Source organism: Niallia sp. FSL W8-0177 (assembly GCF_038006285.1).
Classification (GTDB): Bacteria; Bacillota; Bacilli; order Bacillales; family Cytobacillaceae; genus Niallia; species Niallia circulans_A.
Genome location: NZ_JBBOUX010000001.1, coordinates 1,774,187 through 1,791,465, shown reverse-complemented (window position 1 = coordinate 1,791,465; position 17,279 = coordinate 1,774,187). Strand labels below are relative to the sequence as shown.

Here is a 17,279-nt window from a genome sequence, read left to right as displayed (position 1 = left end):
TTTCCTTGTCTACATGGAGAAGCAAAACCTTTGTGGTTTAAATAATAGACTAAGTGAAAGGGAAAGTGACTATTAGAAATATCTCCTAAAAGTATGTAAAGCATTTTTAGGATTATTTCTAATAGTGCACTATTTTTAAAGAGTTTTCGTTTGAACCAAACCTTCTAATTGCTCTTGGATATTTTCTGTAACCATTCCTCCATGAAAGCAAACGACTTGTTTAATTGGATAAGCTAAAAACTTTTTGAGGGATTGAATCGCTAGCTTCATATTTGGTGTATGTACTGGATTTGGGTGCTGCAAGCGACCATTGGCAGCTATTAAGGCATCTCCAGCAATTAAAGTACCAGATCTTTTATGAAACAGGCTAATATGCCCTGGTGTATGACCAGGTGTATGAATTATCTCTATACCTCCATCTATGTCTAATAGTTGATTATTCTGTAGAGAAGCAGTAACTTTTGCTTTAGGTGGATGGAGATAAATAAATTTTAATGAATCAGGAAGTGATTTCCATTCTTTTTCGTTAAAATTATCAGGATTTGCTTTTAATAAAGGTATATCCCCTTCTATAAAAGGTATATCTCCTTCATGTGCGTAAATCGTTAAATGCTGCGTACATGCGGTTAATATTTCTGGTAAGCTACCTATATGATCAATGTCTTGGTGTGTTAACAAAATTCCCGTTAAGTCCTCCAAGGATTTATTTGCTTTGGCCATCGCTAAATTTATATCTTCCATATACCCCGGCATTCCTGTATCTATTAATAAGGTTTGTTTTTCATCCCATATAAGGGTTGGGTGAATGACAAAGGAATTTTTTTCAATCGTCAAGATCTCTATTCCTTTTAATTCTGCCATAATATTGTTCCCCATCTCTGATAGTTTTTTTTATAAGTATAGCGTTTTCGTTTTAATTAGTAAAACATAAATTTATAAGAATAGGGATGATGTATAGTTTGAAATAGGGGCAGATGTTTTCTCCCCCATTTTCTTCTTAAAATAAAGATAACTCGAACAATTATCCGAAAATTCTCTTAGGATCTCCGTATAATCGTTCGAGTTTATATTGGTTGGAAAACTTAGTCCCAGCCAATTTCTTTTCTTATTTCATTAATTTACAAATATTATTCGTAAATTCGACAGGATCTTCAATAGACAAACCTTCAATCAATAGGGCTTGATTATATAAAAGGTTTGTATAAAGAGCCACTTTGTCTTTGTCTTTTTCATAAGCCTCTTTTAATGATTGGAAAATTTCATGATTTTTATTAATTTCTAACACTTTGTCTGCTTTGATATTTTGATTGTCTGGCATCATACTTAACACTTTTTCCATTTCAATCGAAACTTCCCCTTCTGCCGTTAAACATACAGGATGTGATTTTAAGCGGGTAGACACTTTTACGTTTTTGACTTTGCCAGAGAGAATCTCCTTCATGTAATCAAACAACGCTTTGTTCTCTTCTGTTACTTCTTTTTCCTCTTTTTCTTCCTCTTGATCAAGGCCTAAATCTCCGCTTGATACGGATTTAAATTCCTTCTCTTTATATGTTGCAATCATTTTTATTGCAAATTCATCAATATCATCTGTTAAATAAAGAATTTCATAGCCCTTATCTGCTACTAATTCTGTTTGTGGAAGTTTTTCGATACGATCAATCGAGTCACCAGCTGCATAATAAATGAATTTTTGATCCTCTGGCATTCTCTCTACATATTCGTCTAATGATACTAGTTTTTTCTCTTTAGATGAATAGAATAAGAGAAGATCCTGTAACATTTCTTTATTCATCCCGAAATCATTGTAGACACCGAATTTGATTTGTCTTCCAAAGGATTCATAGAAGGATTCATACTTTTCTCTTTCATCCTTTAAAAGGCTGAGGAGCTGGCTCTTAATTTTCTTTGTTAAGTTCTTTTCAATCCGTTTTAATTGACGATCATGCTGCAGCATTTCTCTTGAAATGTTAAGGGATAAGTCTTCAGAATCAACCATCCCTTTGACAAAACTAAAGTAGTCTGGCAGCAAGTCTGCGCATTTTTCCATAATTAAGACACCATTTGAATAGAGCTCTAGTCCTTTTTCATACTCTTTAGAATAATAATCAAACGGTGTTTTTTCAGGAATGTAAAGTATTGCATTATAACGAATTGCTCCATCTACGCTAACATGAATATGCTTCAATGGCTTATCATAGCCATAACGTTTTTCTTCATAGAAATTTTGATAGTCTTCTTCTGTTAACTCGTTTTTATTCTTTTTCCAAATGGGAACCATACTGTTAATGACTTGTTCTTCGCTAACTTCTTCATACTCATTTTCTGTGCCTTCTTTTAGCTTACTTGTCGTTACATCCATTTTAATTGGGTAACGGATAAAGTCAGAGTATTTTTTAATAATCGATTTTAAACGATAATCTTCTAAAAATTCATCATACTGCTCTTCTTCTGCATTTTCTTTAATTGTAAGGATGATATCAGTACCGATTGTTGATTTCTCCGTTTCTTCAATGGTATAACCATCAGCACCTTTTGACATCCATTTATAAGCTGTATCACTGTTCAGTGATTTAGTAATAACGGTTACTTCATCTGCCACCATAAACGCTGCATAGAAACCTACACCGAATTGCCCAATAATATCATGGCCATCCTTCGCTGCATTTTCCATTTTGAAAGCAAGGGAACCACTTTTAGCAATTGTACCTAAATTTGCTTCTAATTCTTCCTTTGTCATTCCAATACCAGTATCAGAAATGGTTAACGTACGGTTTTCTTTATTAGCAGTAATTTTAATAAAATAATTATCCTTTTCAAAATTAATAGAGTCATCTGTTAAAGCTTTATAATAAATTTTATCAATTGCATCACTAGCATTTGAAATTAACTCACGTAAGAATACTTCCCGCTGCGAATAGATGGAGTTGATCATCATTTCTAATAAACGTTTCGATTCGGCTTTAAATTCTTTCGTTTCGATCAATTTTCATACACCCTTTCTTCATTGTCTTATGTAATAATATTAGCACTTAAATGTAATGAGTGCTAATCTATTAATTAAATATCATATTTCATAAGGGATGTCAATTATTGTTATATAAAGGAAAGGAATGCACGGAATGGTCGTTAGCACAAAAAAATTCCCCGCTAAAGTCAGGGTGAATGGATGGTTAATAGGTCTAATAATCCTAAAAAGGAGACACAACTTTAAATGTGTCTCCTTTTTAGGATTATGAACTTTTAGTAGCTGTTTTTTCTATCTACCATTCCACTTATTAATAAGGATCAGCTTCATGGCTTTTCTTCACGGCATCTTTTGTAGCTTCATTGGCATCTATTGTTCCTTGCCCATATTTTGATTGACCTGCTTCACGCCCTGGAACATTTTCTTTGGCCATTTCTTTCATCTCTTTCATTTTCGTTTCGATGCCCTCTTTTACACGGCGGCCATAATCTTCATCTGCTTGTGTAAAGTGTTCAATCATTGCATTTTGAATTTTTTCATCACAGATTGCCAGTGCTTCCGATAGGTTTTTTATTAATTCTTCGCGCTCCCAATCTTCAAAGCTTCTGTATGTGTGACCAGCTTGTCCATAGTTATTAGGTCGGTCTATTGGTGCACTCATCGCCGCAGCATTATAGGTCGGCTGATGAGGCACCCGCTCTTCTTTCCCTGCCTCCTTAAAACCACCAAGCATAGATGGTTCATAGTTGATATGTGGGTTGTCCCCAGATTCTTTCGGATCACGTACATCCATTTGCCCACGATGTTGATTTGTGCGCACAGGTGCTTTTGGAGCGTTTACTGGTACTTTCAGATAATTTGCACCAACACGATAGCGTTGAGTATCAGAGTAAGAGAAGGTGCGCCCTTGTAACATCTTATCGTCAGAAAAATCCATTCCATCTACAAGTACACCAGTACCGAAAGCGGCTTGCTCAATTTCGGTATGAAAATCGACCGGATTACGATCGAGGACCATACGCCCAACTGGCAACCATGGGAATTTATCTTCTGGCCAAAGCTTCGTATCATCAAGAGGATCAAAATCTAGTTCTGGATGATAATCATCCTCCATGATTTGCACGTAAAGCTCCCATTCAGGATAATCCCCACGCTCGATTGCTTCATATAAATCTTGTGTAGCGTGGCCAACGTTCTTGGCTTGAATAGATTCTGCTTCCTCTTGCGTCAAATTGCGAATGCCTTGTTTTGGTTCCCAATGGTATTTTACTAATACTGCTTCACCTTGTTCATTTACCCATTTATAAGTGTTCACCCCAGAACCCTGCATATGACGATATGTAGCTGGAATTCCCCATGGTGAGAAAAGGAAGGTTATCATATGTGTAGCCTCAGGAGTGCGGGAAACAAAATCAAACATACGTTGTGGGTTTGGTACGTTTGAAACTGGATCTGCTTTAAAGGCATGTATCATATCTGGAAACTTCATGGCATCACGAATAAAGAATATCTTAAGGTTATTTCCAACCAAATCCCAGTTTCCGTCTTCGGTATACATTTTTACAGCAAATCCACGTGGATCGCGTGCTGTTTCAGGTGAATCCTTCGCCCCAGCAACAGTAGAAAAACGAACCATCAATGGTGTCTTCTTCCCTGCTCCGGAAAACACTTTTGCACGAGTATACTTTTCAACCGGTTCATTTCCTACTTTTCCGTAAGTTTCAAAATACCCAAATGCTCCAGACCCACGTGCATGTACGACACGCTCTGGTACTTCTTCCCGATCAAAATGGGAGATCTTTTCAATAAAATGGTAATTTTCGAGTGTGGCAGGACCGCGGTTCCCAATAGTACGGATGTTTTGATTATCTAATACAGGATGTCCTTGTCGCGTTGTTAACGTTTCGCGATCTTGATCTTGTCCCTTTTTATTATTCATATCTTTTTTCTCTGTCAAATAAATAACCTCCTAGTAATTAGTCATTATTAGTTGTATCCAATAAATGTTAATTCATGCTGTTGGAAGTAAAGGATGGAGTAAAACCATTTAAATATTGGGGTTACGGTATTTTTTTTACTCTCATTCTCAAAGAACTTGCATAATACTAATAAAAGGAATGAAATAGTAAATGGATTACATACCTTTTCTTTATTTACTTTTACCCATTAAATTCTTGGTTAACCTATTTCTATACATGCAAATTCTGGTATAAAATGAAACAGATTTTTAAAGCAGTTAATAGAAAAAAGTTAAAAAACTATGTAACATATTAAAAGCAACAATGAAAGTAAATTAGATCAATAGTAATAAAGGCTCTTCGATTTGCTGGTTATTAATCGAGTAGATGACCTAATCTATTGGTTCAGACTTTTCCTAGATGTTAAATAGTCATTTCCTTCTTCTTTACACTCCTCCTCTTTAAGTACGTAAATAGTGTTACCAGAATAAGGATGGATATGCACAAGAAAAAAATAAAAAAACCACATACAAAATGCAGTTTTTAAAGATGGAGAGACATGCCAGGAGCATCTTGTTCTCTTTCTATGAATCCTAATTTTTTATAAAAGGGATGTTTTCCTTTGGCTGAAAATAATTGAATGGATTGAATACCTGATTGCTGGCATTTAGATACGAGCTTTTCAATTATTTGCTTTCCTAATCCTTTGCCCTGCTCATCAGGATGAACCATTACGTCGCAAATTAATGCTTGATATACTCCATCTGATATCATGCGACCAAAGGCGATAAGTTTTTGATCATTATAAATAGAAACAGAGTACCAGCTGTTTTTTGCTGCTTTATACAATTGTTCCCGGGTATAGTTTCCTTTTTTATTTTTTAATAAACCGCTGTCCTCATGTAATCGGGCAAACTTTATGAATGGTGGGAGCTCTTCTGTTATAATGTAATCCATGCTTCTTTTCCCCTTTAATCTTCGAATTCTTATAATTATATTTATACATTATTATGAATTAATATTCAATTATTTTTTACAAAAAAGCATATCTTTTTCAGATATGCTTTAAGAGGTTATTAAGTAGATTTTTGCGCCTTTTTTCCTTGCCAAATTATCCAGATAAAATACCCGAACAAGAATACAAAGAAAATAATGGATGATGTTATAGTCTTCATTTCTTCTGACATAGGTAAAGGTTTTACTAGAAGGTTTGGAAGATAGAGAATAACAGGGAAAAAGACAACCCATGATTTACTCCACCAAGCAAACCAGCATAAATAAACAAAAGGAATAAGAAAGAATAGTAGTTGTTTAGTTACCGTATCAATCATATATACTGGTCCATAATTATTCCCGTAGAACATTAACACAATAAACATTCCTATAATTAATAATTGTAAGGGGAATATTATGGCAAATGCTTTTTTATTAGAGACATTTCTTGATGAAATGAAACGGAATATGACAACGTACATACCAAGCATGACAACACTAATCAATAGAGAACCTAATCCAACTAATAAAGATATTTGATTTTCGCCTAAAATAACTTTTCCAATTAAGGTATAGGCAATTAAACTAATAAATACATGTGGTAATAGTTTCCCCCATTCGATTAAATCTGTCTGCATTTCTTTTGCTAAACTTTCCATATATGCTTTTGGGGAATCTCCCGTTATTTCTGATATATTCTTTCCATTTGCTTCTGCTTCTTGTAAATGATCGGTCAATTCTTCGACAATCTCTTTGATTTCTTTTTCCTTTTTTCCTGTTGTTAATAAATATAGATATAAATTTTCCACAAAAGTTTCTGCTTCTTTCGATAATTTCACTTACTTCTCCTCCCTTATATCTTTTAATAACCAATGTACACTTGTTGCCAGTTCTGTCCACGTATCAGCAAATTCATCTAGGACTTTAGTTCCTTTATCCGCAAGAGAATAATATTTGCGCTTTGGACCAGATGGAGATGCTTTTGTTTCTACTGTAACAAGCTCTTCCTTTTTCATTCGTAAAAGTACAGGATAAATACTTCCTTCACTAATCATGGTAAATCCATAAGCTTCTAATTTTTCAATCATTTCATAACCATAAATCTCTCCTTTGGATATAATTGCAAGTAAACATCCTTCCAAAACTCCCTTTAACATCTGACTTTTTGACATGGACATATATCCTTTCTATTCAGACTATATTGTATAGCAAGATAGACGCTATATTGTATAGCAACATTCTATCTTTAAACTTATCTTACCATATGGTATTTTGCATTGCAAGATACTTGTAGAAAATTAGGCTCATCTTTTTCCAATTAGCTTTCATAGTGGACTTCCACTCCCTCATACAGTAAGGAGAAGGAGGTGGAGTAGTGAAAAAAGTTATTAAAATCTTGTTTTTACCCTTTCTGTTTTTAATTACAGCTTGTTCAACGGATCCAGTTCGAGAGGATTTACTTGAATATGTAAATGAAGATATGAAAACAGCGTTTGAATTAGAAGTAAAGGCTGTTTCTGCATACGATTCTGTTTCGGGTATTAATTATACGGATGATTGGACCATGTATGATACAATCCAAACTACGGTTATACCCAATTATAATGAATTTATTAAAGAGTTGAATTCAGTACAAGTGGAAACAGAGGAATTAAGAGAAATTCATGAAATATATATTGAAGGTGCTGACACACAATACAATGCATTTGTGAAAATACTTACAGCGCTAGAAACACAGGATATCGCGCTAATAGAAGAGGCAAATGCTATGCTGGAGGAAGCTCGTAAACTGATTCGACAATATATGAATGAATTAGATAAACTTGCGAAAGAGCATGAAGTGGAATGGGATGATAATACAGTGAGTGAATCACTTTAATCCGTTATAAGAAAAAATCCGAGAGGTAAAAACAAAGTTTTTACCTCTCGGACAATTGTGTTATTCGGGTTTAGTTCCTTTATTCAATTGGTTATAGAAAAAAATTCCACTTAATAGTAAAAGTACTCCGAAGCTAAATGTTTTAATATCTGCAGTTCCTGCAATAATTACCCATATAGAATATATCGTTGCAATGATACCAATAACAAAGTCTACTCTTCTCGATTTCATGGAAGTATACGTTTCTCCTGACATAACTAATTTTAATTGGAAAATAGACGAAATTAAATAAGGAACAAGATAGCTTAATGTCGCAATATAAATGATAAAGTCAAATGCCTGCGAAATACTCTTTGAAACGGTGGAGAAAATAAACAATTGCCCTAAAATATTGGTCACGACTAAAGAAAAGGTTGGAATACCCTTTTTATTTTCCTTTAAGAAAGCAGGAATAAAAATTCCTTGTTTAGCAGCAGCATAAGGTACTTCTGCGCTTAACATAATCCATCCGATCGTAGAGCCAAATAAGCTGATTAACCCGATAGCTGCTAGTACTTTACCGGCAATTGGTCCCAGTACAGTTTCGATCGCATCGATTAAAGGTTTCTGCGAAGCAATTAGTTCATTTTGGGAAAGAATTCCCATAACAAGTGTGCTTATACCAATATAGATTGCTAATGCAATTAATAGTCCAATAATGGTTGCTTTTTTAACATCTGACTGTTTTTTTGCGCGAGAGGCAAAAACGACGGCCGACTCTACCCCGATAAATGCCCATAATGTGGTGATAGCTGCACTGTTGATTTGTCCGAACAGACCAACCGAATGACCTGATGCATTTACTTTAGGTTCAGCAAATGGAAGGATATTGCTTGTTTCAAATGCAAATAAAGCAATAATAATAAATAGCATAAAACCGATTACTTTTGCTGAAGTAGCGAGTATATTTAATTTTCCTGCATTCTCTAGACCGTTTAAAATGATCCAATGGGTTCCCCATAATAAAATGGTACAAACAAGAAAGGTTAACGCATTTCCCACGTAAAGGGTAAAAGAGCCAATATTTATTAATGCTGCTTCACTTGTTAGAATAGGGAAAAAAGTGGATAAATAGCCTGCAAAAGTAGTGATAATGGCAACATTACCCGCTAAATTTCCAATCCAATATCCCCATGTTGACATAAAACCAGATAAAGTAGATTTTTTGGACCCTCGTTTAAATAACTCTTTCGCATAAATTTGTGGACCACCTGTTAATTTTGGTTTGCGTATAGCTAAATTTCCAAATACTAAGGCTGTAACTAACACACCAAATCCGGTTAATAACCATGCAAGAATAACCCCAGCTGGACTTGCGACTTCCGCTAATGAGCGTGGCAGCATAAATATTCCCGAGCCAACCATATTTCCAACGACTAAGGATATTAATATCCCCAATCCTAATTTTCCTTTTGTGTTCATATTTGTCTCCTTTATGATGTATTTTGCTCATGCTAGGACATAGGAGATTTACTTGAAGCCTTATATCTGTATACAATCAATTGTATTTTTATTATTTCTAAGGCATAAAAAAAACACACCTTTAAATGGTGTGAAACGCTAAAACACCATCAGATAAACAGGATAGTTCATCATAGTAAGATCCTATGACAGTTCTGCACCTATTCGTATGCAGACCCAGCTACTATTATCAGAGAATAATAGTGCTTCGGCGATATTTCCTTTCAAAAGCAATCAATAAGCTCTCTGGCTTTCCCTCTTTTTACTAATAAAAATCGCGACCTCTACCTCATCTCGAGCTGATAAGGATTTTGTTATGAAATTACATGTACTAGGTTACGGGATCTGACCATCAATGTCAATGGATATATAAATAGAGGGAAATGTCGCTAAATTCACAATTATAGATTCTTTTATCGTTTATTCGTTTTAAGAACTTTCTAAAAAGCACTGTCAATTGCTTTATTATGTTTTTCCCAATTTTAAATTTTTCTAAACAAATAAGCTCTGCTTTACAGAGCTTAAGTTTACTGTGAAATCGATGGAGTTCAATTGTTTAATGAATCGTGAAAGTATCCTCATATGTCTCTCCCTCTTTCTGCCATTTTACAGCCATTTTATAAATATGCCCTCTTTTCGGACTATTTCCTAAATAAAATTCTGTAGCAAAAGGATGCAGAGTAGTGACTGACCCATCTATGTCTGTTCCTTCCACAAAGGAATCAGTTTGTGCTAATATCTCATCGTTGTCTGTAAATGTTAATTCTTTTACTTCCACTTTTTGTTTATCTAATTGTTTTAATTTACCCTGCCAGCCTGTAGGCTCACTTAGATCTAAATTTTTCTTATAGGTATACTTCCACATGCCATTGTCTGACTTACCAGAAATGGACAGAGTTGAAGCATATGCATAGAAACTTGAAAAAATAACTATAAATAAGACTAAGCCGGTGATTAGAAACTTCTTCTTCAAAAAAATTCTCTCCTTTTCAAGCGGTAAAGCAATTCTCTACTTTGAATTTAGCACCTCACTACTCCTAATTCGAACTATTAATTTACAAATATTTGTCTGCGTGAACACATAAATACATTGTATCACCAGTTTTTCATAAATGAACATAGAATAGGGATATCTTACAATCTCAAATTGAACTTTTTCAGTGTCTTCCCTGTAGCAAAGTAGTCATACTTGTCCTTGTCATAGTGAACAGTTGTCGCAAAAAGGAATAAAAAAAGACCATAGGCGAAGACCTTGAATTGTAAGGTGTTTGTCTATGGTCTGGTACTTTATTTTGGTACAGAGCTTGCATCTTTATATTTATAAAGTTGTTATAATTGGTTTATCTTTTGTAATAATTACAGTGTGCTCATACTGGGCAACATAGCTTTTATCTTTAGTAGTAAATGTCCAGCCATCATTTCCTTCATCTACTTCCTCTGAACCGGTTGATATAAATGGTTCAAAAGCGATTACCATTCCATCTCGAAGCAGTTCTGTATCCCATGAATCAAAATAATTTAGAATATGATCTGGTTTCTCGTGAAGAGATGTTCCAATTCCATGTCCTGTCAGGTTTTTAATTACCGTAAATCCGTTCTTTTTTGCTGTGTTGTATACAAACTTTCCAATACGATTCTTCTTCGCTCCTGGTTTGAAGCATTTAAGCCCTTCCTCAAAAGCTTCTTGTGCTACTTCACAGAGTTTAATAAGCTTAGGATCGCCATTTCCTACTACAATCGATTTTCCAGTATCAGCGAAATATCCATTTTTGCTTGCAGAAACGTCAATATTAACTAAATCTCCTTCTTGAATGACACGATCTCCTGGGATTCCGTGAGCGACCTCTTCATTTACAGATATACAAGTATATCCTGGGAAATCGTACATTTCTTGAGGGGCAGAAACCGCACCATGTTCGGCAAATAACTTTCCAGCCAGATTATCTAATTCTTTTGTCGTCACTCCCGGTACTGTATTTTTTATTAATTCCTCTCTGATAATGCTTACGATTTTCCCGATTTCTTTTAAACCGTTAATGTCTTGTTCACTTTTTACTATCATGTAAATTCTCCTTGTTTATATCAGTTCTCGAATCTTTTTCGCGTATACTATTATATGCTAAATAAAGCACTAAGTAAAAGAAATTCCTTTATTATCGCCAAATAAAAAAGAAGAACAGAGAGATGGCTTATTCTTTTTTAACGTTCTCAATTATGTTGGTTTAAATATTTAGTGAAGTTATTTTGCTAATAAAGCGTTGTTATCCATTGGTTATAAATAAGTTTTCATTTTTCTAATTAAAATCACATATCATCTATTTTTTTTACATAGCATGTACAAGAAAGGATGTGGGAGAAACGAATGTTCAGTATGACCATCTTACTTAGCTATATCTTATTAGGATTAACATTAGCTGCTCCGATTGGTCCAGTAAATTCCGCTAGAATTGATAAAGGAATTAAAAATGGCTTTTGGCATGCTTGGATTGTTGGTTTTGGATCCATGCTTGCAGATGGTATTTTTATGATAATGGTATACATAGGAATGGTTCATTTTCTTGAAATAGAAATCATTCAAATATTTCTTTGGCTATTTGGGGGCTTTATTTTGATTTATACGGGGATGGAAAGTATTGTAGGTGCCCAGCATCTTAAATTGGATTCCCTTCGAGGAAAAGATTCTTTGTTTAAATGTTTTTTAACAGGTTTTATCATGTCTATAACAAGTCCATTATCCATTTTATTTTGGTTAGGCATATATGGCTCGATATTAGCAAAAACGGCCCAAGAAAATGGGACTAGTTCTTTATTGATATATAGCAGTATGATTTTTCTTGGTCTTACTTTATGGGATTTGATTGTAGCTGCTTTAACAAACGGCTTTAGACGTTTTCTTACACTTAGAACTTTAAGAGGCATTTCCATTATTTCTGGTGCTTCCTTAGTTATATTTGGCGTGTACTTTGGTTATCAAGGAATGATGAAATTATTCTTTTCCTCATAAAAAGTGTGGGGATGTTGTTTTTCGCAATATCCCCACACTTTTTTAATCAGCTAATCCCCATACGGAAACACTCTTCGCATTAACAGGAAATTCGCCGTATCCATCTTCATCAATTGTCACGCGATCTTTTCTTGTATTTGTAAAATCGATCCATTCTTCACCACTTCGTGATTCACCAACAAACATTTTTTTGTTTCCATCATCCTTATTGGATATAACAACAGCACATCCGGATTTTTCCATTTCAGCTTCTCCATGGCGAACCCAACCAATTATATTTGGATTATCAAAATAGTCATCCTGTTTGCCGTAAGCCTTTTTCTTGCGAACATATAATAAGGGGTCGATGGCTGCCTTTTTTCCATCTATTGGCTCGTCCCCGCTAATTCCAAAATAATCTCCATAAAATATGGTTGGGTAGCCGTCTTTTCGAAGTAAAATAAGGCTGTAGGCAATTTGCTTAAACCAATCTTCTACCCATGATTCTAATGATTCATTTGGCTGTGTATCATGATTATCAACAAATGTTACACAATTAAGAGGATTTTCTTTTACTAACGTTCCCTCGAAAATCGTTGTTAAATCAAAGTTACTTCCTTCCATGGAGGCAGTATGCAATTTATAGTGTAGTGGGACATCAAATAAATCGATTTTGTAATCCATTTGCTCTAAAAATTCCTGACATTCTTGCAGATCAGCTTTCCAAAATTCACCTACGAAATAAAAATCGTCTTTTTCTTTCAGCAAGGAAGTGGCGAATTTTTTTATAAAATCGTGGTTTATATGTTTAATGGCATCTAATCGATAGCCATCACAATTTAGTGTTTCGTAAAGCCATTTTCCCCATGAAATCATTTCATTTTGGACTAGCTCATTATTATAGTCAATGTTTGCAAACATTAAATAGTCATAATTTCCAAATTCATCATCGACGTTTGAATTCCACATTTTATTATCGCCTACAATGCGGAATACCCCTTCTTTTTTTGTCTTATTATCATAATCGGTTCCGTTAAAATGCTGGAAGTTCCACTTAAAGGATGAATAAGTATCTCCTCTTCCTGGAAAAGTGAATTTTGTCCATGCTTCGATATCATGTGGTTCTGATATCTCTTCTTCTCTATTTTCAGGATTTACTTCAATTGCTTTAAATGTTTCTTTCTCATCTGCTGCTGCTTTGTGATTCATTACCACATCCACATAGACTTGAATTCCGACATTATGACATGCCTCAATAGCTTCCAGTAATTCCTTTTTCGTTCCATATTTTGTACGAATACTGCCCTTTTGATCAAATTCCCCTAAATCATATACATCGTAAACGCCATATCCATTGTCTTCATTGGAGGCAGCTTTCGTCACAGGTGGAATCCAAATGGAATCAATACCAGCTTCCTTTAATTCTCCAGCTTTTTCTTTCAATCGGTTCCAATGTTGACCATCGGCGTCTAAATGCCACTCGAAAAATTGCATCAATGTCTGATTTTCCATCTATCATTTCTCCTACTCCATATAATTTGTAGCTTTTCTCACAATGAAAATTATTGAGAAGCTTTCATATGAAGTAATACTACCCAAAAATACTATATTTCAAGCCTACTTGAAATATAGTATTTAAAGAAAAGTAATTTTATTTAATGGATAGGAAGACATTTCTTATTATTAATAATGAAATTGACTGATTAGATTTTTTAAATGATCAGCTGTTTCAGCAAGTGTAATGGCAGAAGCAGATACTTCCTCAAAGGATGCGAGCTGCTCTTCAGAAGCTGCTGAAATTTCTTCTGATAATTCAGCATTTTGTTTGCTAAATAAAAGTAATGTATCAAAGGTTTCAGAAAGCAATTTAATGTGTTGATACACCTCTTCAGAAGAGATAGTTACTCGATTAATAATCGGCGTCGTTTCATTCATACTAGTGGAAATAGAGTGAAATGCTGATTTGACCGAAGACATAATGGATAGTCCCCCATCTACTTGCTGATGAACACTTTTCATTCGATCTACTGTTGAATGTGTATCCGTTTGAATCCCTTTTATTAGGTGCTCAATTTCTGTAGCAGAGTGTTGCGTAGTTTCCGCTAATGTTCTAATCTCCTCTGCTACTACCGAAAAACCTTTTCCGCTTTCCCCTGCTCTTGCTGCTTCTATTGCAGCATTAAGAGCCAATAAATTCGTTTGGTTTGCAATGGAACTTATCAATTGAATAATTGATTCCACTTCTTTTGAACGCTTATTCAGATCATCAATTTGTTTATCAGACTTATTGACTGATTCCACAATTAGCTGCATTTGTTCTTCTGCTTGATAGATGGCGCGTTCTCCTTCTTTCGCTTTTTCAACTGTCATTGTGCTTAAATTGGACATGGACAACGAGTTTTCTCTAATAAATCCCGTTCTCTCGGTGATCTCTTTCAGCTTAGTAGAATTTGCTTCTATCTGTTGTTTTTGATAATCAGCTTTAGATGCTATTTCTTGGGTAACAGACACTAAATCTTCAACAACCTTCGTTGATGAAGTAGAGCTGATGGTAAGATTCTCACTAGAGGCAGCAACTTGGCTGATACTTTTTTCCATATAGATAATAATGTGCCTTAAACTATCTTGCATTTTCTGAAAGGAAGAAGTTAAATGACCAATTTCGTCTTTCCTTTTAACAATTAGTTTTTGTGTTAAATCACCTTTCCCAACTAGTCCTGCTTTTTCTTTTAATTGATTTAGTGGCTTAAGGATAGATTGGGTATTGAAATAAATAAGAATGGAACCAATGAAAACAAAAAGAATGATGGCCCAAAATGATGCTTTTAAGATTGGAGATGAAGCCTCTGATACTTCTTTTGCATACATGGACCCTGCTATTTTCCAGCCTGTAAGCTTATTGGTGAGATAAGTAAGTTTTTTTTCTTTGTTATCCAAACTATATGTAAAAGTCCCGTATTCTTTCCTATTCATCTGCTCGATATAGTTTTCTGTACCGATTTCTCCAATTTTTTCACTAGGATGTGCCATATAAGCATTATTTTCATCAATAAGGAAAGCATATCCTTTTTTACCTATTGTGACATTGCTCACAATAGATTGTATGGCACTAAGTTTAATCTTTAAACCAATTACTTTATCGCTATCTTTGGTGCTTCCAGCAATCGTAACAACCATTTCATTTGTACTTGCAGATATGTATGGATCAGAAATATAAATTTCTTCAGGGTTCTCTTCTGCTTTAATAAACCATTCACTTGCGGTTGGATCGTAATTATCTGCCATTTGCCTATCTGGCTTTTGTATATATTGTCCTTGCTTTGTAGCATAAAATATGCTGTCAATGTCATCATAAAAATAATAATAGTCTTCTAGTGTAGCAAGTATTTGCTCGTTTGATACAGGTTTACTTTCTTCTCCCCAATCTTTTCGAAGTTTATCCACTTGCTTTATTTTAGTGGATAATTCGCTGTTGATATTTTCGTCTAACCGTTTAACTTGCTGGGAAGCATTGTCCATTATTTCTTCCTCTAGCTGATTTTTGGAATTGAAGTAGGAAAAGCTCCCAATAAAGATAGTTGGAATAAATAATAGAACAAAAAAGCTTGCATAAAGTTTCTTTTTAATCGTCATGCTGTAATGAAATCGCTTTAGTATTTTTCTCATTTTGATTAATAGCTCCTTTACGATTGAGAATAGGACCTATTTATTATAAATGAATCTTTTTCTTCTATATCGAAAGAAGGATAAATGTCATAAAAATGCCTTAATTTAACAAAAAAACCTTACATTCAAATTAGGTTATCATTTGAATGTAAGGGAAAAATACTAGTTTTTATTTTTTATAAATTCGGCTTTTATTTCTGCGAGTAATTCTTTATTCGTAAGAATTTCTAAACCTGTAAGAGCCATTGATTTTGCACCTAAAATCATGGCATCTCTACCTTGATCAGACATAGCAGCTTCTCTAAATTCATGAGTATGACAAGCGTATGCCTCATTACAGATTTTTACATAGGGATGAATAGATGGAACTACTTGGCTAACATTGCCCATATCAAGGGATCCTGAACCATCCCGCTGCTCCTGTATTTCAGATGCATCTACGCCTAAATCAACAAGCTGTTTTGTAAATAAATCAGATAAAGTTTGGTTGGTAATCATATCATCATAGGAGAATTCATAGAAACTAGATTTAACTGTAGCACCTGTTTGCAGGGCAGCTCCCTCTGCACATTGTTTTACTTTTTCTACTAATTTATTAACTTCTTCTCTTTTTCCTGCTCGGACATAAAACTGTGCAACAGCATAGTCAGGGACAATATTTGCCGCTTTTCCACCTTCTGTGATTACTCCATGGATACGCGCATCTGACTTTATATGCTGTCTTAGAGCATTGATACTATTAAAGGTCTGTAATACAGCATCTAGTGCATTAATGCCTAAATGCGGGCTTGCTGCAGCATGAGCAGCTTTGCCGAAAAATTCAAATTGGATAGCGTCCATTGCAAGTGAATCGCCGCTCGTCATATAATTATCTAATGGATGGACCATCATTGCCACATCTAGCTCCTCAAAAATTCCTGCTTCTGCCATTGTTACTTTCCCGCCTTTTGTTTCCTCAGCAGGCGTACCGTAAACAATCACTTTTCCTCCTGTTTCGCTTAAAACTTTACTAAGACCAATTCCAGCAGCAATTCCCATAGTCCCGATTAAATTATGTCCACATGCATGACCAAGCTCAGGAAGTGCATCATATTCTGCCATATAGCCGATAACGGGACCATCATTGCCGCTGTCAAAGGTTGCTTTAAAGGCAGTAGGTAAATCACAGATCCCTATTTCAACGTTAAAACCATGCTGTTTTAAGGTATCAGTTAAAATTTCACAAGCTTTAAATTCTTCATGGCCTAACTCAGGATTTTCTCCAATATAAATACTTATATCTTTAAATTTTGCTTCGTTTTCATTAATTGTATCTAGGATGATTTGTTTCAT

General features: G+C 34.7%; 14 protein-coding genes and 1 riboswitch. Of the genes, 2 read left to right on the top strand and 12 right to left on the bottom strand.

All coding sequences use genetic code 11. The features are described from left to right. Nucleotides 1-135 precede the first annotated feature (135 nt). The 6 genes from NST77_RS08710 to NST77_RS08685 all read right to left on the bottom strand — a co-directional run bounded on the left by NST77_RS08710 (nt 136) and on the right by NST77_RS08685 (nt 7,091). Entirely contained in the window at nt 136-861 is a 726-nt protein-coding gene (locus tag NST77_RS08710) for an MBL fold metallo-hydrolase (RefSeq protein ID WP_123257704.1), read from the bottom strand. A 244-nt stretch (nt 862-1,105) separates the two neighbouring features. Then, nucleotides 1,106-2,983: a molecular chaperone HtpG gene (gene htpG / locus NST77_RS08705; RefSeq protein WP_095328887.1), complete on the bottom strand. Its 1,878-nt coding sequence runs from the start codon at nt 2,981-2,983 to the stop codon at nt 1,106-1,108. Nucleotides 2,984-3,278: 295 nt separating this feature from the next. Beyond that, nucleotides 3,279-4,907, bottom strand: coding sequence for a catalase (locus NST77_RS08700; RefSeq protein ID WP_123260876.1), 1,629 nt, complete (start codon nt 4,905-4,907; stop codon nt 3,279-3,281). A 562-nt stretch (nt 4,908-5,469) separates the two neighbouring features. After that, nucleotides 5,470-5,883: a GNAT family N-acetyltransferase gene (locus tag NST77_RS08695; protein ID WP_095328834.1), complete on the bottom strand. Its 414-nt coding sequence runs from the start codon at nt 5,881-5,883 to the stop codon at nt 5,470-5,472. A gap of 119 nt (nt 5,884-6,002) precedes the next feature. Further along, on the bottom strand, nt 6,003-6,758 hold the full coding sequence (locus tag NST77_RS08690) for a DUF1048 domain-containing protein (RefSeq protein WP_095328833.1): 756 nt from the start codon (nt 6,756-6,758) through the stop codon (nt 6,003-6,005). Further along, nucleotides 6,759-7,091, bottom strand: coding sequence for a PadR family transcriptional regulator (locus tag NST77_RS08685; protein WP_095328832.1), 333 nt, complete (start codon nt 7,089-7,091; stop codon nt 6,759-6,761). A 203-nt stretch (nt 7,092-7,294) separates the two neighbouring features. Here NST77_RS08685 and NST77_RS08680 point away from each other — a divergent pair, with 203 nt between their 5' ends. Beyond that, on the top strand, nt 7,295-7,798 hold the full coding sequence (locus NST77_RS08680; RefSeq protein WP_095328831.1) for a hypothetical protein: 504 nt from the start codon (nt 7,295-7,297) through the stop codon (nt 7,796-7,798). A gap of 60 nt (nt 7,799-7,858) precedes the next feature. On the opposite strand, the gene NST77_RS08675 is transcribed toward NST77_RS08680, so the two are convergent. The 3 genes from NST77_RS08675 to map all read right to left on the bottom strand — a co-directional run bounded on the left by NST77_RS08675 (nt 7,859) and on the right by map (nt 11,360). After that, a complete protein-coding gene (locus NST77_RS08675) occupies nt 7,859-9,259 on the bottom strand; it encodes an amino acid permease (protein ID WP_095328830.1) in 1,401 nt (466 codons plus the stop codon). Nucleotides 9,260-9,414: 155 nt separating this feature from the next. Continuing rightward, nucleotides 9,415-9,593, bottom strand: a riboswitch (Lysine riboswitch). Nucleotides 9,594-9,854: 261 nt separating this feature from the next. Next, nucleotides 9,855-10,271: a hypothetical protein gene (locus NST77_RS08670; protein ID WP_095328829.1), complete on the bottom strand. Its 417-nt coding sequence runs from the start codon at nt 10,269-10,271 to the stop codon at nt 9,855-9,857. 345 nt (nt 10,272-10,616) lie between these two features. Further along, entirely contained in the window at nt 10,617-11,360 is a 744-nt protein-coding gene (gene map / locus NST77_RS08665; RefSeq protein ID WP_095328828.1) for a type I methionyl aminopeptidase, read from the bottom strand. A 300-nt stretch (nt 11,361-11,660) separates the two neighbouring features. On the opposite strand from map, the gene NST77_RS08660 reads away from it, so the two are divergent. Next, nucleotides 11,661-12,302, top strand: coding sequence for a LysE family transporter (locus NST77_RS08660; protein ID WP_095328827.1), 642 nt, complete (start codon nt 11,661-11,663; stop codon nt 12,300-12,302). Nucleotides 12,303-12,344: 42 nt separating this feature from the next. Here NST77_RS08660 and NST77_RS08655 read toward each other — a convergent pair whose 3' ends face one another. From NST77_RS08655 to NST77_RS08645, 3 genes are all read right to left on the bottom strand, one after another. Further along, nucleotides 12,345-13,793 carry an alpha-amylase gene (locus NST77_RS08655; RefSeq protein ID WP_095328826.1) on the bottom strand — a complete coding sequence of 483 codons (1,449 nt, stop codon included), beginning with the start codon at nt 13,791-13,793 and terminating at the stop codon, nt 12,345-12,347. Nucleotides 13,794-13,964: 171 nt separating this feature from the next. Then, entirely contained in the window at nt 13,965-15,947 is a 1,983-nt protein-coding gene (locus tag NST77_RS08650; protein ID WP_095328825.1) for a methyl-accepting chemotaxis protein, read from the bottom strand. A 162-nt stretch (nt 15,948-16,109) separates the two neighbouring features. Then, entirely contained in the window at nt 16,110-17,279 is a 1,170-nt protein-coding gene (locus tag NST77_RS08645) for a M20 family metallopeptidase (RefSeq protein WP_371471786.1), read from the bottom strand.